Source organism: Ensifer adhaerens (assembly GCF_020035535.1).
In the GTDB taxonomy this organism is placed as follows: Bacteria; Pseudomonadota; Alphaproteobacteria; order Rhizobiales; family Rhizobiaceae; genus Ensifer.
In genome coordinates this window covers 2,566,009-2,587,993 of sequence record NZ_CP083350.1, presented here as the reverse complement: position 1 = coordinate 2,587,993, position 21,985 = coordinate 2,566,009, and the positions used below count along the sequence as shown (strand labels likewise).

The 21,985-nt window shown below is 63.1% G+C and carries 23 protein-coding genes; 15 read left to right on the top strand and 8 right to left on the bottom strand.

Features of this window, described 5'->3' with window-relative positions; genetic code table 11:
- Nucleotides 1-29: 29 nt before the first annotated feature.
- The 8 genes from cueR to LAC81_RS31865 all read left to right on the top strand — a co-directional run bounded on the left by cueR (nt 30) and on the right by LAC81_RS31865 (nt 5,675).
- Nucleotides 30-500, top strand: coding sequence for a Cu(I)-responsive transcriptional regulator (gene cueR, locus LAC81_RS31900; protein ID WP_223728644.1), 471 nt, complete (start codon nt 30-32; stop codon nt 498-500).
- A 96-nt stretch (nt 501-596) separates the two neighbouring features.
- A complete protein-coding gene (locus LAC81_RS31895; protein ID WP_223728643.1) occupies nt 597-986 on the top strand; it encodes a hypothetical protein in 390 nt (129 codons plus the stop codon).
- 199 nt (nt 987-1,185) lie between these two features.
- Nucleotides 1,186-1,416, top strand: a complete 231-nt coding sequence (locus tag LAC81_RS31890) for a hypothetical protein (RefSeq protein ID WP_223728642.1) — start codon at nt 1,186-1,188, stop codon at nt 1,414-1,416.
- Entirely contained in the window at nt 1,413-2,870 is a 1,458-nt protein-coding gene (locus tag LAC81_RS31885) for a TolC family protein (protein WP_223728641.1), read from the top strand. Before LAC81_RS31890 ends, LAC81_RS31885 begins: the two co-directional genes overlap by 4 nt.
- Nucleotides 2,871-2,938: 68 nt before the next feature.
- Complete coding sequence (locus LAC81_RS31880) at nt 2,939-4,276, top strand: multicopper oxidase family protein (RefSeq protein ID WP_223728640.1); 1,338 nt, start codon at nt 2,939-2,941, stop codon at nt 4,274-4,276.
- Nucleotides 4,277-4,324: 48 nt separating this feature from the next.
- On the top strand, nt 4,325-4,810 hold the full coding sequence (locus tag LAC81_RS31875) for a cupredoxin domain-containing protein (RefSeq protein WP_223728639.1): 486 nt from the start codon (nt 4,325-4,327) through the stop codon (nt 4,808-4,810).
- A 27-nt stretch (nt 4,811-4,837) separates the two neighbouring features.
- Nucleotides 4,838-5,131: a copper-binding protein gene (locus LAC81_RS31870; protein WP_223728638.1), complete on the top strand. Its 294-nt coding sequence runs from the start codon at nt 4,838-4,840 to the stop codon at nt 5,129-5,131.
- A gap of 82 nt (nt 5,132-5,213) precedes the next feature.
- On the top strand, nt 5,214-5,675 hold the full coding sequence (locus LAC81_RS31865) for a DUF411 domain-containing protein (protein WP_223728637.1): 462 nt from the start codon (nt 5,214-5,216) through the stop codon (nt 5,673-5,675).
- A 130-nt stretch (nt 5,676-5,805) separates the two neighbouring features.
- Here the strand turns inward: LAC81_RS31865 and LAC81_RS31860 are convergent, their stop codons facing one another.
- Nucleotides 5,806-6,486 carry a phosphoribosyltransferase gene (locus LAC81_RS31860; protein WP_223728636.1) on the bottom strand — a complete coding sequence of 227 codons (681 nt, stop codon included), beginning with the start codon at nt 6,484-6,486 and terminating at the stop codon, nt 5,806-5,808.
- A 192-nt stretch (nt 6,487-6,678) separates the two neighbouring features.
- On the opposite strand from LAC81_RS31860, the gene LAC81_RS31855 reads away from it, so the two are divergent.
- A complete protein-coding gene (locus tag LAC81_RS31855) occupies nt 6,679-7,854 on the top strand; it encodes a M20 aminoacylase family protein (protein ID WP_223728635.1) in 1,176 nt (391 codons plus the stop codon).
- Nucleotides 7,855-7,981: 127 nt separating this feature from the next.
- Here LAC81_RS31855 and LAC81_RS31850 read toward each other — a convergent pair whose 3' ends face one another.
- The 7 genes from LAC81_RS31850 to LAC81_RS31820 all read right to left on the bottom strand — a co-directional run bounded on the left by LAC81_RS31850 (nt 7,982) and on the right by LAC81_RS31820 (nt 15,515).
- A complete protein-coding gene (locus tag LAC81_RS31850) occupies nt 7,982-9,739 on the bottom strand; it encodes an adenine deaminase (protein WP_419195908.1) in 1,758 nt (585 codons plus the stop codon).
- Between the two features lie 26 nt (nt 9,740-9,765).
- Nucleotides 9,766-10,686: a nucleoside hydrolase gene (locus tag LAC81_RS31845; protein ID WP_223728633.1), complete on the bottom strand. Its 921-nt coding sequence runs from the start codon at nt 10,684-10,686 to the stop codon at nt 9,766-9,768.
- 6 nt (nt 10,687-10,692) lie between these two features.
- Nucleotides 10,693-11,721 carry an ABC transporter ATP-binding protein gene (locus LAC81_RS31840; protein WP_223728632.1) on the bottom strand — a complete coding sequence of 343 codons (1,029 nt, stop codon included), beginning with the start codon at nt 11,719-11,721 and terminating at the stop codon, nt 10,693-10,695.
- Complete coding sequence (locus tag LAC81_RS31835) at nt 11,714-12,493, bottom strand: ABC transporter permease (protein ID WP_060586135.1); 780 nt, start codon at nt 12,491-12,493, stop codon at nt 11,714-11,716. Before LAC81_RS31835 ends, LAC81_RS31840 begins: the two co-directional genes overlap by 8 nt.
- Nucleotides 12,490-13,317: an ABC transporter permease gene (locus tag LAC81_RS31830; protein ID WP_223728631.1), complete on the bottom strand. Its 828-nt coding sequence runs from the start codon at nt 13,315-13,317 to the stop codon at nt 12,490-12,492. Before LAC81_RS31830 ends, LAC81_RS31835 begins: the two co-directional genes overlap by 4 nt.
- Before the next feature lie 99 nt (nt 13,318-13,416).
- Entirely contained in the window at nt 13,417-14,439 is a 1,023-nt protein-coding gene (locus tag LAC81_RS31825) for an ABC transporter substrate-binding protein (protein WP_223728630.1), read from the bottom strand.
- Nucleotides 14,436-15,515 carry a LacI family DNA-binding transcriptional regulator gene (locus tag LAC81_RS31820; protein WP_223728629.1) on the bottom strand — a complete coding sequence of 360 codons (1,080 nt, stop codon included), beginning with the start codon at nt 15,513-15,515 and terminating at the stop codon, nt 14,436-14,438. The genes LAC81_RS31825 and LAC81_RS31820 overlap by 4 nt, the downstream gene beginning before the upstream one ends.
- A 431-nt stretch (nt 15,516-15,946) precedes the next feature.
- Between LAC81_RS31820 and LAC81_RS31815 the strand changes: the two genes are divergently transcribed.
- From LAC81_RS31815 to LAC81_RS31790, 6 genes are all read left to right on the top strand, one after another.
- Complete coding sequence (locus LAC81_RS31815) at nt 15,947-17,491, top strand: ABC transporter substrate-binding protein (RefSeq protein WP_223728628.1); 1,545 nt, start codon at nt 15,947-15,949, stop codon at nt 17,489-17,491.
- A gap of 220 nt (nt 17,492-17,711) precedes the next feature.
- Nucleotides 17,712-18,677 carry an ABC transporter permease gene (locus tag LAC81_RS31810; protein WP_223730380.1) on the top strand — a complete coding sequence of 322 codons (966 nt, stop codon included), beginning with the start codon at nt 17,712-17,714 and terminating at the stop codon, nt 18,675-18,677.
- Nucleotides 18,674-19,525, top strand: a complete 852-nt coding sequence (locus tag LAC81_RS31805) for an ABC transporter permease (RefSeq protein WP_223728627.1) — start codon at nt 18,674-18,676, stop codon at nt 19,523-19,525. Before LAC81_RS31810 ends, LAC81_RS31805 begins: the two co-directional genes overlap by 4 nt.
- Nucleotides 19,522-20,334, top strand: a complete 813-nt coding sequence (locus tag LAC81_RS31800) for an ATP-binding cassette domain-containing protein (protein ID WP_223728626.1) — start codon at nt 19,522-19,524, stop codon at nt 20,332-20,334. Before LAC81_RS31805 ends, LAC81_RS31800 begins: the two co-directional genes overlap by 4 nt.
- Nucleotides 20,328-21,074 (top strand): ABC transporter ATP-binding protein, encoded by a 747-nt coding sequence (locus LAC81_RS31795; RefSeq protein WP_223730379.1) that lies wholly within the window; start codon nt 20,328-20,330, stop codon nt 21,072-21,074. The genes LAC81_RS31800 and LAC81_RS31795 overlap by 7 nt, the downstream gene beginning before the upstream one ends.
- Before the next feature lie 192 nt (nt 21,075-21,266).
- Nucleotides 21,267-21,974 (top strand): OmpW/AlkL family protein, encoded by a 708-nt coding sequence (locus LAC81_RS31790; RefSeq protein ID WP_223728625.1) that lies wholly within the window; start codon nt 21,267-21,269, stop codon nt 21,972-21,974.
- Nucleotides 21,975-21,985: the final 11 nt, after the last annotated feature.

Genomic DNA, 21,985 nt, shown 5'->3' with positions numbered 1-21,985 from the left:
GGCCGTAGGGCCGCAGCAAGGATGACATCATGAATATCGGCGAAGCTTCACGCGCCTCCGGCGTCTCGACGAAAATGATCCGCTATTACGAGACGATCGGCCTCATCCCGCAGGCGGACCGCAGCGAGTCCGGTTATCGCAACTACGGCGACAACGACGTCCATACGCTGCAGTTCATCCGCCGCTCGCGCGACCTCGGCTTCACCGTCGAACAGATGGCCGATCTCCTGGCGCTGTGGCGTGACCGGTCGCGCGCCAGCGGCGAGGTCAAGAAGATCGCGCTCGAACATGTCGCAATCCTCGAGCGCAAGGCCGAGGAACTCAAGGCGATGAGCCGGACACTGAAATATCTCGCCGCCCACTGCAATGGCGACGGCCGCCCGGATTGTCCCATTCTCGACGACCTCGCCGATGCCGGAAACAAGCCCGCAAAGGCAACCGAGCCCGCCCGCTTCGGCACGGCCGGCATCGATCCGGTCCGCAACCGTCGGCATGGCTGACCAAAACAGGTGCGCGTCGCCGCGTCTCACGCATTCGTGACGTCGTCGAACACCCGCAGCATTGACAGGAATCAAAGGCGTTTCTACGGATCGATCATGGAGAAGGTGCGAACCACATATCTGCGTTTGCTGATGGTGCTGAAGCTGGCGATCGCTTTGTCGCTGGCCCTGCTGCCCTTTTCCACCGCCTCCGGCATGATGCATGCGGCCGCGCACGGCTCGATGCAGATCGAGGCTTCGGTCAACTCGACGCAAATCGCGACCGAGCACTGCCCGAGCCTCGACAAGGGCAAGGCGAAGCCGGCAGAGCAAAGCGGCAAGACCGACAAGAAGGATTGCTGCAAAACCTTCTGCGCCGCCGTGGCGGTGCTCGGCGATGTCGACGGCAGCCACCCGGCTTTCCCGCGCTCCATCCGCAATTTCGGCCCGCTCCCGCAGATCACCCAAGGTGAACTCGACGGCCTTCATCGCCCTCCAAGAGCCTGATTTCGTGAATCCGTGATCGCTGCCGCATGTTTCCTTTGGTCGTTGCCGATTGAAGGATCTGGGGCGGTGCGAAGCGCTGTGATGGCTTGCGCGTGTCCGATGAGACGCTCGCCCCACCTCTAGCGCGGTCCGCGACAAGGCCCGCCCGGTTTCATCCGGTCGATCGCCGACCTCTGCCATTCACATTTCAGGTTTGACCATGAAACGTTTGTTTTCCATGGCGCTCCTGCCCATGATCCTGGGCGGATGCGCTGCCACATTGCCTGCCGAGGTCTCAAGCCTTGGCGATCCCGCAGACAGCTCGAGCGGCATTCGAAGCACGCAATATCGCAGCCCCATTTCGGGCTATACCCATCGCGAACCGACCGGCCCCAAGGCCTGGCGCCCACTCAACGACGCGCAATCGACCGCCCAGGGAGACGCGTCATGAGGCTCCACAAGCTCAACCTCGCGGCAGCATTCGGCCTGCCGCTCGTGCTCACCGGATGCGTGACCGAATACTCGGCCAAGGATGCGGGCTTTGCGACCGTGGACGCCAGGGTTTCGACGGCCGCAACCAAGAAGAGCGTCTGGGTCCAAAACCGCGAACAGGCCGACAAGATCAATGCCGAGGTCAAGGCGCTCCTGAAGCGCAAGACCATCGACGCTGACACCGCCGTTCAGGTCGCACTCCTCAACAACAAGGGCCTGCAGGCCGCCTATGCCGATCTCGGCGATGCTTCGGCGGATGCCTGGCAGGCGACATTGTTCCTCAACCCAACGATCTCGATCGGCACCGCAGGGATCGGCACGCCGGAGCTGCAAGCCTACAAGGCGATCGAGGGCCTCGTCACCACCAACATCCTCGCGCTTCTGACCCGCGACAAGACCATCGCGGTCGCCGATGCGCGCTACCGCCAGGCACAGCTGACAGCGGCCCTCAGCACGCTGCAGCTGGCGGCCGAAACCCGTCGCGCCTGGATTGAGGCGGTCGCCGCGTGGGAAACCGTCGGGCAGCTCAACCAGGCCCAGGCGGCTGCGGACGCCTCCTCGGAGCTTGCCGCAAAGCTCGGCGAGACCGGCGCCATGGGCAAGGGCAACCAGGCGCGCGAACACGTTTTCAACGCGGAACTTGCCGGCCAGGCAGCCGAGGCGCGGCTAGCGGCCCGCATTGCCAAGGAAAACCTGACGAGACTGATGGGCCTCTGGGGCACCGATGTCGATTACCAGGTGCCGAACCGTCTGCCGAACCTGCCGAAGACGTTGACCCGAAAGGACGGCATCGAGGCGGAAGCGCTGAAGCGCCGCGTCGACCTGCAGATCGCCCGCCTCGATCTCGAAGCCGTGGCCAAGTCCTACAAGCTCACCGAGGCGACCCGCTACGTCACCGACCTGGAGCTCGTCGCCGGCGCGGAAGCGGAACGGGAGAAGGAGGACCACGGCACCAAGGTCGAGACCACAGCGCAGTTCGAGCTCGAATTCGTCATCCCGATCTTCGACAGCGGCAGCGCGCGCATGCGCAAGGCTGAGCTTGCCCATATGCGCTCGGCAAACCTGCTCGCGGAAAAGGCGGTCAACATCCGCTCTGAAGCGCGCTCTGCCTATGAGGCCTATCGCTCGCGCTACGACATAGCCCAGCACTACCGCAACAACGTCGTGCCGCTGCGCAGCAAGATCGAGGAAGAAGCGACCCTCAGCTACAACGGCATGATCACCAGCACATTCGAACTGCTTGCCGACGTCAGGTCCAAGGTCAATTCGACCGTTCTCTCTGTCAATGCAAAGCGCGATTTCTGGCTGGCCGATGCCGACCTGATGACCGCAATCCACGGCGGCGGATCAGGTGGCTCGGCGGGAGGGGCAGCAGCGCCCGCAGCGGCGGAAGCCGGCGGCGCCGGGCACTAGGGCGGGTTGAGGAAAAGTGTGTGCGGTTTTCCGCACGCATCCCGCCTAACTCGAAAAGGATCAGAAAGATGTTCAATAGAAGACACTTCCTCGGCGCTGGTGCTGCTCTCGTTTCGACAGCCGCCTGGGCGCAGACCTCGAACTCCGGCCTGCCGGAAGCGGCAAGCATGGACAATGCCACGACCCAGAAGCCGCTCGTGCCGACGAGTGGTCCCGACTACAACCCGGTCGTCACCCTCAACGGCTGGACGTTGCCGCATCGCATGAACAACGGCGTCAAGGAGTTCCACCTCGTCGCCGAGCCGGTCGAACGCGAAATGGCCGATGGCATGACGGCCTACCTCTGGGGCTATAACGGCCAGTCGCCGGGGCCGACGATCGAGGCCGTCGAAGGCGACCGTGTCAGGATCTTCGTCACCAACAAGCTGCCTGAGCACACCACCATCCATTGGCACGGCATGATCCTGCCTTCGGGCATGGACGGCGTCGGCGGGCTGTCGCAGCCGCATATCCCGGCGGGCAAGACCTATGTCTACGAGTTCGACCTCGTGAAGTCCGGCACCTTCATGTATCACCCCCATGCCGACGAGATGGTGCAGATGGCGATGGGCATGATGGGTTTCTTCGTGGTGCATCCGAAGGATCCGAACTTCATGCGCGTCGACCGCGACTTCGTGTTCCTGCTCAATGCCTACGACATCGATCCCGGCACCTATGTGCCGCGCATCATGGAGATGACCGACTTCAACATGTGGTGCTGGAACAGCCGGATCTTCCCGGACATCGACCCGCTGGTCGTGTCCAAGAACGATCGGGTGCGGGTCAGGGTCGGCAACCTCACCATGACCAACCACCCGATCCACATGCATGGTTACGACTTCGAGGTGACCTGCACCGATGGCGGCTGGGTGCGGCCGGAGGCACGCTGGCCGGAAGTGTCGATCGACATCCCCGTCGGCGCCATGCGGGCCTACGAGTTCGACGCCAAATACGAGGGCGACTGGGCGATCCACTGCCACAAGTCGCACCACACGATGAACGCCATGGGCCACGATATCCCGACCTTCATCGGCGCCGACAAGAAATCGGTGGCGGAGAAGATCCGCAAGGTGAAGCCCGACTACATGCCCATGGGTACGGCCGGCATGGCCGACATGGGCGAAATGGAAATGCCGCTCCCCGACAACACGATCCCGATGATGACCGGCTGGGGTCCGCACGGCGCGCTGGAGATGGGCGGCATGTTCTCGGTGGTGAAGGTGCGCGAAGGCATCTCCGCCGGCGATTACAGCGATCCCGGCTGGTACGAAAACCCGCCGGGAACACAGGCCTGGGAATGGACCGGCGCATTGCCGGAGCCGACGCGGGCCAAGGATGCCAAGACCGTCATCACGTCCAAACCGTGAAGGGCGCCGACTGCAATGAACTCTTTCAAATCCATCAGGAACATTACGATGAAGAAATCAGCACTCGCTCTGGCGCTCGTTATCGCCTCCGCCCTTTCCTCCCAGGCGCTCGCCAGCGGCAGCCACGCCGGCGGCCACGACAAGGTGTCGATCGGCGAGCCCGGCGACAGCAAGAAGTCGACGCAGACGATCCGCGTCACCATGAAGGAAACCGACGACGGCAAGATGATCTTCACCCCGGCGACCATCAAGGTTCGCCAGGGCCAGACGGTCCATTTCGCCATCAAGAACGCCGGCGAACTCGCCCACGAATTCGTGCTCGACGACAAGGCGACAATCCAGGAGCACAAGGTCACCATGGAAAAGTTCCCGGACATGGAGCACGACGACCCGAACGCCATCCGACTCGAGCCCGGCAAGTCCGGTGACATCTACTGGACCTTTACCAATGACGGCACCTTCGAGTTCGCCTGCCTGGTGCCGGGCCACTACGACGCCGGCATGCACGGTCCGCTCGACGTTGTGAAGAAGTAACCCCAGAAAACAGGAAAGGATGAAACCATGAAAACCGTAGGCAAACTCCTTGCAGCGCTCGCATTGGCTGCTTCCACCGCCACCTTCTCCCTGCCCGCCCAGGCGGCCGAGTTCACCAAGGGCGTGGTCAAGAAGATCGACACCAAGGCCAAGAAGGTGACGATCGACCACGAGGACCTGAAGAACCTCGACATGCCGGCCATGACGATGGTGTTCCGCGTCGGCGACGACGCCTTGTTCGTCAAGCTCAAGGAAGGCGCGTCGATCGAATTCGTCGCCGATCGGGTCAACGGCAAGCTGACCGTGACCGAGATCAAGTAACAGCGACAAACTGCCCGGGTCGACTTCTGGCGGCCCGGGCGCCACAATCCTGAAATCAGGCAAGAATGGAAAGGAATGTTCGATGAACGTATTACGCAGGCATTTCGTGGCGGGCACGATCGCGGGCATCACCCTCTTTGCAACGGGCGCAGTCGCGGCAACCGGCACCATGGCGATCTACAAGGACGCTCAATGCGGCTGCTGCGAACAATGGGCGGAAGCCATGGAAGCGGCCGGCTACAAGGTCGAGGTGCGCGATGAGGCCGACATGTCGGTCATCAAGACGCGCTTTGCGGTTCCCGCCGACATGGAAGGCTGCCATACCGCCGTCATCGACGGTTATGTCATCGAGGGACATGTGCCGCTCGAAGCGGTCAAGAAGCTGCTCGCTGAAAGGCCCGATGTCGCCGGCATCGCGGTTCCCGGCATGCCCTCGGGCTCGCTCGGCATGGGCAACGATCCGCAGGCTTCCTATGACGTCTATACGATCGCCAAGGCAGGAGCTCAGCCGACGGTCTACTATCAGGTTCGGCCGGCGAACTGAAAGATCCCGGCCGTATACCGCCCTCTCGGGCAATCCAGCGGGAAACAGTTCGGGCGTCTCCGCGATCACGGTGGCGCCCGACTCCGATCTCGACCGGTTGGGACGCGCGGCCCCCCGCTCCTGCGCTCGATCAAGCCCCGCGCCAGCTGCCGTCATCGTTGCGGGTGAGCAACGGGGTCCGGAAGACGCCGACGACACGCTCCGGCCAATGCGGCGCGAGATCGGCAAGCGGCTGGTGCCAGCGCTCGGTCTGCAGCATGGCAGCGCCGATCGCGACCGGCTCGATGCCGCAGGTCTCCATCAGCGTCAGCCCGGCAAGGATCGACGTGCCGCTGGAAATCACGTCGTCGATCAGCGCCACTCGTTTTCCTTCAAGCAGCGGCAGCATGCGCGGATCGACATAGAGCCGCTTCTTCTGGTCCGGCGTGGTGATCGAGGAGAGCGGGACGGAGAGATCGTCGACGTACCAGAATTTCCTTGATGTACCGAGCGGCACGTAGCGGCTATGGCCGAGCTTGCGGGCGACGGCAGACGCAAGCGTGAGGCCGAGCGTCGGCAGACCGGCGATGACTTCGGGCTCATAGGGCGCGAGCTTCGCCGCAAGTTCGGTTGCCAGTGCGTCCTCGACGGCAAAACTTGCCTGATTGACGATCAGCGAGGCGAGTGCATGCTTGCTGTCGGCGAGCGGCCGGATCGGCAAGAGGATCTGCCTGCCATCACCGAGGGACGCTGGAAAGAAATCGCGGTAACCCATCTGAATATCGAAGCTTTTCGGCGGATAGATTTCCTGCCAGAAGTCGTGGGGCTGCATCGGTCCGATCCTCGTCTGCGCACGTCGCCCGAAATGAAAGGCGATCAAAAAGGCCGGCTTGCTGTTCTGGTCCCGGCCGTTTTCGTCTATACCGTTTGCGACTTCGATCAAACCGAAAGGGCGCCGCGGCTCAAGCAAAGCCTGCGGAATTCACAAGCCCCTTCGCGCAATGAAACATGGGAATGCCTGCCGATGCGCCTGCCTGACGGAATAGCCGACGACCTCACCTTCCTCACCGACTTCCGTCGTGATCTGCATGCTCATCCGGAACTCGGATTCGAGGAGGTGCGCACCAGCGACCTCGTTGCCAAATGGCTTGAAGAGGCGGGCCTCAAGGTCCACCGTGGCTTGGGAAAAACCGGTGTCGTCGGCACGCTACAGGTGGGCAACGGAACACGCTCGATCGGTCTTCGCGCCGACATGGATGCACTCGCCATGCCCGAGATCGCCGACCGTCCTTACAAATCCCGCGAGGCCGGCAAGATGCATGCCTGTGGCCATGACGGCCACACCACGATGTTGCTCGGCGCGGCCCGCCATCTGGCGAAGACCCGCAATTTCTCCGGCACCGTGCATTTCATTTTCCAGCCGGCCGAAGAAGGGCGCGGTGGCGCGAAGCGCATGGTCGAGGACGGATTGTTTAGCCTCTTCCCCTGCGATGCGGTTTACGGCCTGCACAACATGCCCGGCCTCGATCCGGACGAGATGGCCGTCGTCGCCGGCCCGCAACTTGCCTCTTCGGATAGCTGGCGGCTCACCTTCCGCGGCGTCGGCACCCATGGCGCCAAGCCGCATCTCGGGCGCGATCCGGTGACTGCCGCCGGCACCTTCCTTGCCTCGCTGCAGTCGATCGTCGGTCGCGTCGTCGATCCGTTGCAGCCGGCCGTCGTCAGTGCCTGCTCCGTGCGGGCGGGCGACCCGAAGGCGCTCAATGTCATTCCTGATATCGTTGAGATCGGCGGCACCGCCCGCGCCTATACGCCCGAAGTCCGCGACCAACTCGAAACCGAGATCGGCCGTCTCGCGCGCGGTACCGCTGAGATGTACGGAATTTCCGTCGACTACGAATTCGAGCGCCGCATCCCGCCCGTCGTCAACGACGCCGATGCCACTGCCCGGGCGTTGAGCGCCGCACAGGCGGTGTTCGGGAAGATGGCCCGGACGGCATTTCCGCCGTCGACGGCCGGCGACGATTTCGCCTTCTTCGGTCTGGAAGCCCCCGGCTGCTACGTCTGGCTCGGCAACGGCCCCGCCGTCGACGGTGCGCTGCACCACAACACCGCCTATGATTTCAACGACGAGTCGATCGGCCCCGGCGTCGCCTTCTGGTCGACGCTGGTGGAGCAGGAATTGCCACGCGCCGAGTAGAGCGGCGCCTCGAAAGAGCCTGCGATCTCAAGGATTTATCGAATCTATTTGAACCTTGAGATGATCTGAACCTGCGAGATCGGCTCCCACCTTTACTCGGCCGCCCTGCGCGGGCGGCCTGTTAAAGTCATGCTTCAAGAATCTCGAGGATCGGGCTTTCCATGACCTTGCCCGTCGCCACGTCGGCGATGCCTCGATCGGTTTGGTGCGGGCCGGCATTGCAGGCGAGCGTCGCGCCGAAGCAGGCCTTGAAGACCAGATAGGGCGGCTGCCAGTCGACGATGCGGCCGACCGCTTCGCGGAGTCCGGCAAAGCTTTCCGCGACCTCTTCCAGCGGCTTTTCGGAGACCAAGCCGGCGAGCGGCAGAGGCAGGAGCGCATCGACCTTTCCGCCGGACGCCACGGCCATGCCGCCACCGGCGGCGATCACCGCATTGGCCGCGACCCTCATATCAGCGGCATTGCCGCCGAAGACCGTGAGGTTGTGGCTGTCATGCGAGACCGTGGTTGCAAAGGCGCCGCGCCAGGTGCCCCAACTCGACAACAAACCAACAGCCGGCCGGCTGTCGGCGCGCCCGTGGCGGTGCGCCACTGCGATCAGCGTCGTACCCTCCGGCGGAACGACGAAGCCGCCCTCGACCTTGGCCACGGCCTCGCCCCACTGGGTGAAGCGCGGCCGGTCGATGGTCGCGACGCGGACCTTCGTAGCATCGGCGGGAATGCGGAAATCGTCATCCGAAAGCGTCGCGATCTTCGTCGTGCCGTGCAGGGACTCCGCGGCGATCCCGCTCAGCGGCTCGATCATCCGTCCGGCGTTTGCAATTGCCTTGCCGTCGACAATGACCGTGCGCGCGCGGAAGTCAGAGAGATCTTCGAAGACCACGATGTCCGCCCGACGTCCCGGCGCCACGAGCCCGAGGTCGTGACGGCCGAGGCGTACGGCGCCATTCAGCGTTGCCGCCCGAAGCGCCCATTCGACGGGCAGGCCGTAGCGCACCAGTCGACGAACGACGTCGTCGAGGCCACCGGCATGGGCGAGATCGTCCGGGAAGACATCGTCGGTGCAGAACGTTACTGTCTGAGGAAGATGGCCGAGCGCATTGAGTGCATTGACGAATTCCGGCAACAGGTGGTCATGGGAGCCGCGCAGTTCGATCGACAGACCGGCCCGGAGCTTCGCCATCAGATCGTCACCCGAGACCAGCTCATGGTCGGAGCTGACGCCGGCGGTAACGAAAGCCTGCAGATCTGCACCGGTAAGGCTGCGCGCATGGCCATTGACCGGCTTGCCGGCGGCAAGCCCCGCCTGAACGATCCCGGTGATGCGCGCTTCGCCGTCGATGACGCCGCGCATGTTCATCATTTCGGCGATACCGCCGATTTCCGGCCAAGAGAGAATATCGGCAATCACGTCGGCGTCGAAATCGGCACCGGCCAGTTCCAGGCCCGGTGCTGACGGCACGCTCGAAGGCGCGAGCAGCACTGTGCGCAGCGGCAAATCGCGACTGGCGTCCGCGGCCCAGCGCACGCCGGCAACGCCGTTGACATTGCCGAACTCATGCGGATCCCAGACGACGGTCGTCACGCCACGCGGCAGCACCGCATTGGCATAGGTCGCCGGTGTTACCATCGAACTTTCGACATGCATATGGGTGTCGATCAGGCCGGGCGAGACGAAAGCGCCGGTGGCGTCGACGACGGTTACTGCGTCGCTGCGCGCGCCCGGTTCGTGGACACTTGCAATCAACGATCCGACGACGCCGACATCGGCCGGACGAAGCTCGCCGGTCACCACGTCGACGAGCGTACCGCCCGAAATCAATACGTCGAACGGCGCGTCGCCACGCGCTGCGGCAACCGCCCGGGTGCGAAGCGTCGCATCCATCAAGTCCTGGGGCTGCTGCGTAGAACTCACTTCTGCGCTTCCTTCATCAGGGCGCCCAGGATCTGTGCCCGTGTTGTCTCGACATGGGCGTCGACGGCATATTCGGCATTGAAGATCACATGACTTTCGCGCGTTTCAACGACGGTGCGTCCGCGGGTGAGCGTCCCGCCGAGTTCGACATCGATGCGCGCCTTGCGAAACGAGATCGCGCCCGGATTGACGAAGGCGACGGCGGCTGACGGGTCATAGATCGCCATGCCTGGCCGACCGCGGCTGGTGCCGATCGAGATGTAGCCGGCAAGCAGATCGGCGATAAGCGCCGCATTGGCACCGACTGCCGAGCGGATCGGCGCGACATCGTCAGGATAGGCGAAAACCTTGCGGCAGAGATCGAGATCCACCATGCGAAGCGGCAGGCCATGCGCGATCACGATCGCCAGCGCTTCCGGGTCGGCGAAGGCGTTGAATTCGGCAGATGCCGTATGGTTACCGCTGGTGACGCCGCCCCCCATCCACGTGAGGTCGGTGATCCGGCTGGCCAAGTCCGGGCGGGCAAGGCAAAGGGCTGCGAGATTGGTGAGCGGCCCGAGCGCCAGAATGCGCTTCGGTCCCTCCTGCTCCAGCCAGGCACAAAGCGCGGCGAAAGCGTCGCTTGCAGGCAAAGCGTCAGCTTCCGGCAGCGTCAATCCCGCCGTCGGCATGCCGGCTTCGCCGAGGATCCGCTCGGCGGTTTCGAGCTTGCCGAGCACCGGCAGGGCGCGCCCTTCGTGTATGGGGAAAGCCCAGCCGAAAGCGCGCGCGGCGCCGGCGGCATTGCGCTTCACCTGCTCAAGCGGCGTATTGCCGAAGACGAGCGACACGCCATCGATTTCTTCACCGGCATGAAGGACGACAAGCACTGCGGCGATGTCGTCGAAACCCATGTCCGTATCGATCCAGACACCCATTTGTCGTTACCCGAACTTCTTGAGGCGTGCGGCCTTTTCGACCGGCAGGTCGAAGGCGATGGCAGAGCCGGTTTCACGCGCTGCAAGTGCTGCGTCCTCTTCCGCCTTGATGGCGCCGAGCGGCGTATCGAGCAGGTACTCGCGCGTACTGCCGGAGAAAGAGGCTCCGCGCACGGTGCCTTGGAAAGGACCTGAACCAAGGGTCACCATGCGCGGACGCCACGCAAGCCCTGCCGTGTCAGGCGGCAGGGATCCGGAAAGATCGATCGGGCCGTTGCCGGCCTTCAGCTTGCCGCCCTCGACGGCAAAGATGTTTTCGAAGCCGACGAAGTTGGCGACGAAGCGGGAGATCGGGCGGTTGTATATATCCTCGGGCGTGCCGATCTGTTCGATCGCGCCGTTCAGCATGACGACGATCCGGTCCGCCAGTGACAGGGCTTCGCCCTGATCGTGGGTGACGAAGATCATCGTGACGCCGGTTTCCTTCTGTACCCGCTGCAGCTCCGTGCGCATTTCGAGGCGCAAGCGGGCGTCGAGGTTCGACAGTGGCTCGTCGAGAAGCAGCACCTTCGGCTCCATGACCATGGAGCGCGCGAGCGCGACACGCTGCTGCTGACCGCCCGAGAGTTCGCCCGGCTTGCGGGCGGAGAACTTCGACAACCCGACCGACTTGAGACCAGCCGTAACTTTGCTCTCGATCTCGGCAGCGGGCAACTTCTTCAGCCGCAGGCCGAAGGCGACGTTTTCGAACACGGTCAGGTGCGGAAACAGCGCGTAGGACTGGAAGACGAGACCGACCGAGCGCTTGTTGGCGGAAACCCGGGTGATATCGGCACCATCGAGCTTGATCGCGCCGGAGGCCGGCGACAAGAGACCGGCGATCGAGCGCATCGTCGTGGTCTTGCCGCAACCGGACGGACCGAGGAATGCCACCAGTTCGCCCTTGCGGATCGAAAGGTCGAGATCCTTCACCGCAACGGTGTCGCCATAGGCGAGCGTCAGTTTTTCAAGGCTGAGGAAAGCGGCATCAGACATAGCGAGAGAATCCCAGGAAGCGTTCGGCAAGGAAGACGATGCCGATGGACATGAAGGCGAGCAGCGCGGAGAGAGCTGCGACCGACGGATCGTAGGTGATCTCCATGTAGGAGAGCATGTCGATCGGCAGGGTGCGCACACCCGGGCCGGAGAGGAAGAGCGACACCGGCACCTGGTTGAAGCTCGTGACGAAGCCGAGAATGAAGGCGGCAAGAATACCGCTGCGGATGTTCGGCATCACCACCCGGAAGAAGGCGCCGGCGCGTGAGGAACCGAGCAGCACCGCCGCCTCCTCGATATCGGAGCGCAGGTTGTTGAGGCTCGCCGAGACGACGCGAACCGCATAGGGCAGAACCAGCGCCGTATGCGCGAGGAACAGCGTCAAGGTGATGTTGAGGCCGAAGGGCACGACGATATACCGCAGAAGCGCCAGGCCGACGATGATGCCGGGCACAATGATCGGCAGCGACACGATCGTGCGGATGGTTTCGCCGAAGGGCAGCTTGTAGCGCGACAGGGCGTAAGAGGCGGGAACGCCGAGCACGAGAGCGGCCGCCGTGCCACCGATCGCAAGCAGCATCGAGATCGCGAAACTCTCCTGGAAGCTCTCGACCGTGAAGACCTTGGCGACCCATTTGAGCGAGAAGCCCTGCGGCGGGAAGGCCAGCGTCTCCCCACCGGAGAGGGACGCGGCGACGATGATGAAGAACGGCCCGATCAGGAAGCCGATCACCAGGAAGAGGACGAGCGGAGTAAAGATACGAGGGGTCATCGCTTGTTCCTCGCGGTGGCAAGCCGTTTCAGGAGAAGATTGGCGGCAAAGCTCATGACGATCAGGATGAAGGCGATGACGCTGGCAGCGACGAAATCGTTGGCGACGGTGACGCGCTGATAGAGCAGCGTTTCGAGCATCAGCACCTTGGAGCCGCCGAGGATCGCCGGCGTGATGTAGGCGGTGAGCGAACCGGTGAAGACCAGTGTTCCGCCGATGACAAGGCCTTCCTTGGTCAGCGGCAGGATCACCTTGAAGAACACCTGGAACCAGTTGGCGCCGAGAACGCGCGCTGCCGGAATTGCATCCTTCGGCATGTTTTCAAGCGCGCTGATCAGCGACAGGATCATCAGCGGCAGGAAAAGCTGCAAGAGACCGATGAACACGGCGGTCTCGGTAAAGAGGAAGCGGATCGGCTCATCCGAGAGGCCGACAAGCTGGAGCGCCTGGTTGACGATGCCGGTGCGGCCGAGAATGACGATCCAGGCATAAGTACGGGCGACCGACGAGATCATCAGCGGCAGCACGACGAGGCCAATCATCTGCCCCTTGTTGCGCGGTGAAAGATTGACGATGGCAAAGGCCGCGGCATAGCCGATGACCGCCGAAACGGCGGTCACCATCAGGCCGAGCCGGAAGGTGCGCAGAAACACCGTGCGGTTCAGCGGATCGGAAAAGAAGGTGGTGTAGGCCGACAGCGACCAGCTGTCGGCGCTGCGAAAGCCTTCTGCCAGCAGGATCACCACTGGTGCCAGAAAGACGATCGCCGCAAAGACCGCTGCGGGCAGAGCGAGCGCCAGGGCTTCGGCGCGGTTCTGGAACATCCTTCTTCCTTTCAAGGCATTCGTTGGTGCGGCCTACCCTTCGCAGGCGCCGCAGCGTCCACCGGCCGAGAGGGCCGACCGGTGGAGTTCAGTCTTGGCTTACTGGCCGACCTGGGCGTTCCACTCCGACAGCCACGCTTCGCGGTTGTCGAGGGCGACGGCCGACGGGATCAGCTTCAGGTTCTTCACGGTCTCTTCACCGTAGGTGAGGTTTTCGGCGATCTCGGGCGAAACCTTGACGTCCTTGTTCGCCGGGCTATCGACCAGCTTTTCGGCGAGCGCCGTCTGGATTTCGGTCGAGAGCCAGAAGTCCATGAACTGAAGCGCGAGATCCTGGTTCTTGCCGCCCTTGGTCAGCACCATGACGTTCATGCCACCGGTCTGGCCTTCCTTGGGCGTTGCCCACTTGATCGGCAGGCCGAGCTTGGTAAAGCCTTCCCAGGAGAAGCGGCCGATCGGGGCGGCCCAGATTTCTTCCTGCTGCATCAGCTGAACAAGCTGCGAGGACTTCACGTAGAAGGTGACGATTTCATCCTTCTTGGCACCGACGGCGGCAATCGCCTCTTTCAGATCCGGCGTGTTCTTGCCGATGGCTTCACCAACCATGTAGAGCGCCGGCGGGCCCTGGTTGGTGGTGACGTTCGGGAAGGCGACGTGGCTGGCGTTCTTCTCGTCGAGAAGATCGGCCCAGGAGTTCACTTCCATCTTGTCGGAGCGATAGACGATCGAGGTCGCATAGAAGGTGTAACCGACGCTCATGCCGTCGCCGTTCGGGTCCTTGGCGAGGTCGTAGAGCTTGTTGAAGTTCGAGAGCTTCGACGTGTCGATCTTTTCGATCAGGTCGGCGCGAGTGGCCGAGAGCGCATCAGCCATCGAAACGACGGCCATGTCGACAACCGGGCTAGCCTTGTTGGCTTCCATCTTGGCCAGCCGCTCGACGCTGTTGCCGGTCTCGACGACGAGCTTGCAGCCGCACTTCTGTTCGAACGGCGCATAGACCAGTTCCTTGAATGCGTCCTGGGCAAAGCCGTAGACGGAAATGGTGAGCGTCTTTTCCTGAGCAGATGCGGCGTTGGCGCCGACGAGCAAGAGCGCGCTTGATGCGAGCAGGAACTTCTTCATGGCTGGTGTCCTCCTTCGGTGACGGATGTGGCTGCGGTTACAGGGGTATGAACGGGTTGAAGCGCAGGCGGTGCGGCGGCCGATTGCCGGATAACGAGATGCATGGGCACCTTCGACGTCTCGGCGGTAACCGGTGCGCCGATCGCCGGATCGGACGGGTCGCGCTCGCTGATCGCCTTGACGAGGGCAGCGACGGCGATCGCCGCGATCTCGGTCATGTCCATGCGCGCGGTCGTCAGCGCCGGCGTGATGACCGGCGACCAGATCAGGTCGTCGAACCCGGTGACACTCGCCTTTTCCGGCACGTTGATGCCGGCGCGCTGCAATTCGGTGAGCGCACGCAGCGCATGGAGATCGGAGATGCAGGCAAATGCGGTGTAGCCTTGCGCCACCTTGTCCGCGAGCCCGAGCGGACAGCCTTTGCCGGCCGATTTTTCCAGCGGCTCTATCCAGAGCGTGTCGGTGTGGTACCCCTCGCCAAAGACCGAGCGGATACCGCCGGCGCGGTCGTTCTGCACGTTCGAGGCAGGATTGTTTCCGATGATCAGCACGCGACGGTGCCCGAGCGCCTTCAGGTGCTCGGCGATCTGCTGGCCGCCACCCCAATGGTCGGCGGCAACGGTATTGCCCGGCGTCGAGGGCGTGTCGATGACGGCGACCGGGCAGCCGACATCGGCAATGCGCGTGCCGCGCCTGGGCACGATCACGAGGCCATCGACATCGCGATCGATCAGGCGTTCGATCGCCTTGGTCTGGGTCGAGACGTCGCCGCGCGAGTCGGCGATCAGCACGCCATAACCGGAGGAGGACGCCGCAAGCTCGATTGCCTGCGCGATCTGCGGGAAGAGGGGATTTGCGATGTCTGGAAGGACGAGACCGAGAACACCGGTGCGGCCGGTGCGCAGCGCCCTGCCCGCCTGGCTCGGCACGTAGCCGAGCTCGGCAGCAGTCGCACGGATCTTTTCCACCATTTCGGCGGAGACACGCCCCTTGCCCGAGAGCGCGTTGGAAACCGTCGCCGCGGAGACGCCGAGCGTTCTGGCAATCCTCGTCAGTTTTGGTCCGGAACGCGCCAAATCCGTGGTTTCCGCTATCGCGTGATTAAACGATTAATCAGCCGATATATCAGAATCTTCCGACTGTCGAATCCTTTTACCGACACGTTGCATTTTGCAATTTTCAAGGGAAATACGTTGCGGAAGACAATCAGCCAGCCGCTTCACCGCCCGAGCCGACGTTGCGAATGGCGAATCTCACAGCGAAGGGACAACGGTCGGGGTGACTGCACACGCTCTGCAGCGCGCGCTAACCTACTAGTATTCCACAGCGTTTATCGTTTCTTCCTGATATATCTGATGCGCGGAACGCCGATCGTCGTCAGAAAAGAACTTCGCCACAGACGCCGCGATGGCGGGTACAAATTTCAACTTCGACCAACAAAAGGAACCAATTTACCCACTAAATTACTAGGGAATAAGTATGATGCATCGCGATCGTCCGATGGGACATGACTGGCAATTTCATCGGCTTTGGCAAGACCGCGGGGCAGATCCACCGGGCGCAAGGAGCAACCTTGGCAGCCGCCACGCTGGCGCTCGCGCTCTCGTCGAGCACGGCCGTTCTCGCCGAAGACGCGAAGTTCGACCCGAACGCCTCGATCACCATCGGCTCGCTCTATGAGCCGCAAAACCTCGACAACACCGCCGGCGCCGGCCAGGGCATCAACGAAGCCTTCAACGGCAATGTCTACGAAGCACTGTTTACGCTGACCGATGCCGGCGAGGTTAAGCCCGGTCTCGTTGCCGAACAGAGCGTCAGCGACGACGGCCTCACCTACACTTTCAAGCTTCACCCCGGCGTCACCTTCCACTCCGGCGATCCGCTGACCGCCGCGGACGTGAAGTATAGCATTGAGCGCGTGACGGCCGAGCAATCCAAGAGCTCGCGCAAGAAGAGCCTCGCGACGATCAACGCAATCGAGACGCCAGATGACCAGACGGTAGTCGTCAAGCTGTCCGAGCGCTCGATCTCGCTGCCCTACAATCTGAGCTACGTCTGGATCGTCAACGATGGGGCGAAGGACCTGAATGGGAGCGAAGACGGCACCGGCCCCTATCGCCTCGACGAGTGGCGCCGCGGTTCGTCGCTGGCGCTGACCCGCAACGACAAATACTGGGGCACCGCCCCCACCAATGGCGAAGTCGTCTTCCAGTACTTCACCGATGCGACCGCGCTCAACAATGCGCTGCTGACCGGCGCCGTCGATATCATCACCAGCGTCCAGAGCCCGGACTCGATCGCCCAGTTCAAGGACAATCCCGATTTCACCGTCACCGCCGGCCAGTCGACCACGAAGGAGCTTCTGGCGTTCAACGACCGCGTTGCCCCCTTCGACAACGTCAAGGTCAGGAAAGCGATTGCCCGCGCCATCGACGACAAGAAACTGCTGACGTCGATCTGGGGTGAGTACGGCACGCTGATCGGCTCCTTCGTACCGCCGACGGACCCCTGGTACGTGGATCTGACCGCCGTCGACGCCTATGACGTGGAGAGCGCCAAGGCGCTTCTGAAGGAAGCAGGCTTTGCCGATGGCTTCACGTTCAAGCTCGACACGCCGAACTATGACCCGCACCCGATCGTTGCGCAGTTCATCCAGAGCGAGCTCGCCAAGGTCAACATCAAGGTGGAGATCAACGTGATCACCGCCAACGAGTGGTACACGAAGGTCTACAAGGCGCATGATTTCCAGGCGACGTTGCAGGAGCATGTCAACCACCGCGACATCGTCTTCTACGGCAACCCGGACTTCTACTGGGGTTACAACAACCCCAAGGTCATCGATCTGATCAAGGCCTCGGAAGCGGCAGCCAACACTGACGAGCAGACAGCCAAGCTTCGTGAAGCCAACTCGATCATCGCCGAGGATGCCGCCAGCAACTGGCTCTACCTCTATCCGCAGATCGTCGTTTCGAGCTCGGCGGTGACCGGCTATCCGGTGAATGGCCTGAACTCGCAGTTCTTCGCCTACGGCATCAAGAAGAGCGAGCAGTAAGCGGCATCATCATCCGGTGCGCGCTGGCGCCGGATGCACAAACGACAGCCCCTGGGTCCGGTCCCGGGGGCTGACTGCGTTTTGCACCAATTCGTCCGGGCATCTCTCCGGCCTTCCACAGGCACTCCCAAAGATGAGAGACGCTCTAGCCTCACTCTTCTTTTTGGTGCAAAAGCCAGCTCTCTGATCACGGACCCCGTGAGAAGAAAGGAATGCAGCCATTCTCACCTATCTCGTCCGCCGTTTTGCCATTCTGCTTCTGTCGCTGCTGATTGCAGCGGTGGTGCTGTTCGTGCTGTTGCGCCTTTTGCCCGGCGACCCCGCCAATGCGCTTCTCTCTGTCGGCGCCGATGCCGCGCAAATCGAGAAGGCGCGTGAACAGGTCGGCTCGAACCTGCCGCTCTGGCAGCAGTTCCTCCGCTTTGTTGCGAGCCTTGCCCGTTTCGATCTCGGCACCTCATTCGTGAGCGGCAAACCGGTGATCGAGGAGATCGCCACCCGGCTGACAGTTACCGTGCCGCTGGCGCTGATGGGTTTCGTGCTCGCCATCCTGATCGCCGTTCCGCTCGGCATCCTCTCCGCCGTCAAGGCCAACCGCTGGTATGGCGGGCTGATCTCGACCGTGTCGCAGCTCGGCATCGCGATCCCCGTCTTCTGGGTGGGCATCCTGCTGGTGACCGTCTTCGCGGTCACTTTCCGGCTCTTCCCTTCGGGCGGCTTTCCCCGCCGCGGCTGGCAGAACGAGGGGCAGGTGCTCTATGCGCTGGCATTGCCCGTCATGACGATCGGGCTCGTCATGGGCGCATCGCTGCTGCGCTATGTCCGCTCTGCCACGCAGGACGTTCTCGGCAGCGACTACTTGCGCACGGCGCGCGCCCTCGGCGCCAGCTTCCCTCAAGCGCTCATTCGTCACGGCATCCGCAACGGCGCCGTGCCGATCGTCTCGATCCTCGGCATAGAGCTCGCAACGACGTTGCTCGGCGCGGTCGTGGTAGAGCGCGTCTTTGCCCTGCCAGGCCTCGGCTCGATGCTGCTGCTGGCGATCGAGCAGCGTGACTATCCGAATGTTCAGGGCGTGCTGTTTATCTCCACCCTGCTGGTGCTGCTGATCGGTTTTGCCGCCGACCTCACCCAGCGCCTGATCGATCCACGCCTGCGCGAACGCGCTGTCGGAGGCAACGCATGAGCCCGATCGACACATCCGTTCCCTGGCGGCAGCGCCGGCATTCGCTGGCCCTTTCGGTCGGCCTCGCGCTCGTCGGCATCAACCTCGCCGTAGCGGTTCTGACGCTCTTCTGGACGCCCTATGATCCGCTGAACGCCTCGGGCGGCAGGCTGGAAGCACCGTCGCTGCTGCACTGGCTCGGCACAGACCGGTTGGGGCGCGACCTGATGACCCAGCTGATGATCGGCGCACGTACAGCGCTGCTGGTCGGCACGGGCGCAGTTGCGATCGGGGCCGCGATCGGCGTCAGCCTCGGCGTTCTCGCCGCCTTCGCCACGCGTCTTGCCGACGACGTGATGGCCGCGACACTCGATATCCTGATTGCCTTCCCCACCCTGCTGCTTGCCATGTTGGTGGTGGCGGCAAGCGACAGCGCCAGCCTCTGGTCGGCGATCCTGGCACTCGGGCTTGCCATCTCCGCCATCGTCGCCCGGCTGACCCGCATCCTCGCCAAGCGCGTGCTCAGGCAGGATTACATCGTCGCCGCGCGCACGTCGGGCACATCCTGGGCGGGCGTCGTCTTCCGCCATGTGCTTCCCAACATCTGGCCGACGCTGTCGGTCAACTTTGCCCTGCAGTTCGGTCTTGCTGTCATCGCCGAAGCATCGCTCTCCTATCTCGGCCTTGGTGCGCCGCCGCCAAACGCCTCCTGGGGACGGCTGCTGCAGGAAGCGCAGGGCACCGTCTATACGGCGCCGATCGGCGCGATCGCGCCGGGCATTGCCCTCGTTGCGCTCGTCATCGGCATGAACCTCCTCGCCGACGGCTTGCGCGATATCGCCGATCCGACACGGGGGAGATCGCGATGACAGCGCTGCTCGACATCAAGGGGCTCAACATCCGTGCCGGCGACAAGCCGCTGGTGTCTGACCTTTCCTTGACGATCCGGCCCGGCGAACGCATCGGCCTGATCGGCGAGTCCGGTTCCGGAAAATCGATGACGGCGATGGCCGCCACCGGACTGCTGCCGGCTTCAATCAGCGTAGCCGGTTCGATCGAACTCGACGGACAGCAAGTGGTCGGCGCCACAGACAAAGTGATGAACCGGCTGCGCGGCGTTGCCGCTGCCGTTGTCTTTCAGGAGCCGCTGACCGCGCTCGATCCGCTGATGAAGATCGGCCGGCAAATCGCCGAGCCCGTTCGCCGGCGCCTGGAACGGGATGGTCTGAAGACAACGAAGCAAGCGGTACAACGCGAAGTCCGCGACCTCATCGACAAGGTGGCATTGCCGCAGCCGGAGCGCATCATCAGTTCCTATCCACATGAAGTGTCCGGCGGCCAGCGCCAGCGCGTCGCGATCGCCATGGCGCTCGCCTGCCGCCCGAAGCTGCTGATTGCCGACGAGCCGACGACGGCGCTCGATGTCACGACGCAGGCAGAAATCCTGAAACTGCTGGACCAACTGGTGCGCGAAACCGGCATGGCGCTTCTGTTCATCAGCCACGACTTGCCCGTCGTCGCCCAGGTGGTCGAGCGCGTCATCGTGCTGAAGAACGGTATCGCTGTCGAGGAGGGACCGGTCGGTTCGGTCTTCGGCAAGCCGCAGCACGACTATACCAAGACGCTGGTCGAGGCCGCCCGCCTGTTCGACGAGGCGTTGGGAGCAACCGGATCATGATGCTCGATCTTCAAAACGTCAGCTTCGGCTATTCCCGCCAACAGACCACGCTCGACGACGTCTCGCTGTCGGTCCGTCCTGGCGTAAGCGTCGGTCTCGTCGGCGAATCGGGGTCCGGCAAGACGACTCTCCTGCGCCTGATGCTCGGGCTCGTTCGCCCGACCAGCGGAACCATCCGGTTTGGCGATGAGGTGCTCGACCCCGGCAACAACGCCTTCATGCGCCGCTATCGGCGCGCGGTGCAACCGGTGTTTCAGGATCCCTATTCCTCCCTCGACCCGCGGCAACGGGTGATCGACATCATCGCCGAGCCTCTGCGCTCGCTCCGTATTCCCGGCGATCGGACCCAGGCGGTGACCGAAGCGCTCGAGGCTGTCGGGCTGCCGTCCGACGCCATGCGGCGTTTTCCGCACGAATTCTCCGGCGGACAGCGGCAGCGTATCGCCATCGCCCGCGCAATCGTCGCTGGCCCGCAGATCGTGCTCGCCGACGAAGCGGTCAGCGCGCTCGATCTTTCGACCCGCATCCGCATTGTCGAGCTTTTCAAGACCCTCGCCGAGAAGCTGACGCTGGTTTTCGTCTCCCACGATCTCGGCGTCGTCGCGGCACTGTGCGAGGAAATGATCATTCTGGAGCGTGGCAAGGTAGTCGAGAGCGGCAAGACCCGCGACATTCTGACCGCCCCCAAGCATCCCTATACGCAGCGGTTGCTTGCCAGCATTCCGCGCATGCCCGCCTGACAAGCGGTTGGCGCGGCTACCGTCCCGCCAGGCGAATCCGCCTTTGTCCCCAAAGACTTGGTGATTCTGGACCGCATTGATCCAGGACAACCCCTGAGAGACCCGTCTTGAGCATAGTGCCGCCGGCCGCAGACAACTACGGCCGAACGCCCTGACCGGCGATGTTCAACTTCTTCTGGGGGTCCGGAAATCATGCCTATTCGCGCTATTCTACCATCTGCCGTCTTCCTTGCCGCAGTCGCGGCGCCGCTCGCGATCGCGACGGCGGCAGATCTCTCCGAGCCGAGCGCGGTAGCAGCACCGGAGATGCCTCTTGCCAGCGAGTCGGGTCCATGGATGATCCGTGCCCGCGCACTGGCCGTCCTGCCCGACGACAAGGCCTCGCTCTCCCTGAATGGCACAGCGCTCGACGGCGAGAAGGTTGGTGTCAGCAACTCGGTCGTTCCCGAACTCGACATCACCTATTTCTTCACCGACAACATCGCCGCCGAACTGATCCTCGGCACAACGCCGCACACGGCGCGCGGCAGCGGCTCAATCGCCGGCCTCGGTGAAATCGGCAAGGCGTGGCTTCTGCCGCCAACGCTCACGCTGCAGTACCACTTCAACGTCACCGACGAGATCAAGCCCTATGTCGGCGCCGGCGTGAACTACACGATGTTCTACAACGAAAAGCCCCGTGGCGCTTTCTCGAGCTTCAACATGAAGAACACGTTTGGCGTCGCCCTCCAGGCGGGTGTCAACATCAAGCTCGACGAGCATTGGGGCCTGAACTTCGACGTTAAGAAGCTGTTCCTCGAGCCCGAGGTCAACGCGACGCTGCCCGGCGCAGGCACTGTCAGCGGCAAGGTCAAGCTTGATCCCTGGCTGATCGGCACAGGTATCAGCTACCGCTTCTGATCCAAATCAGA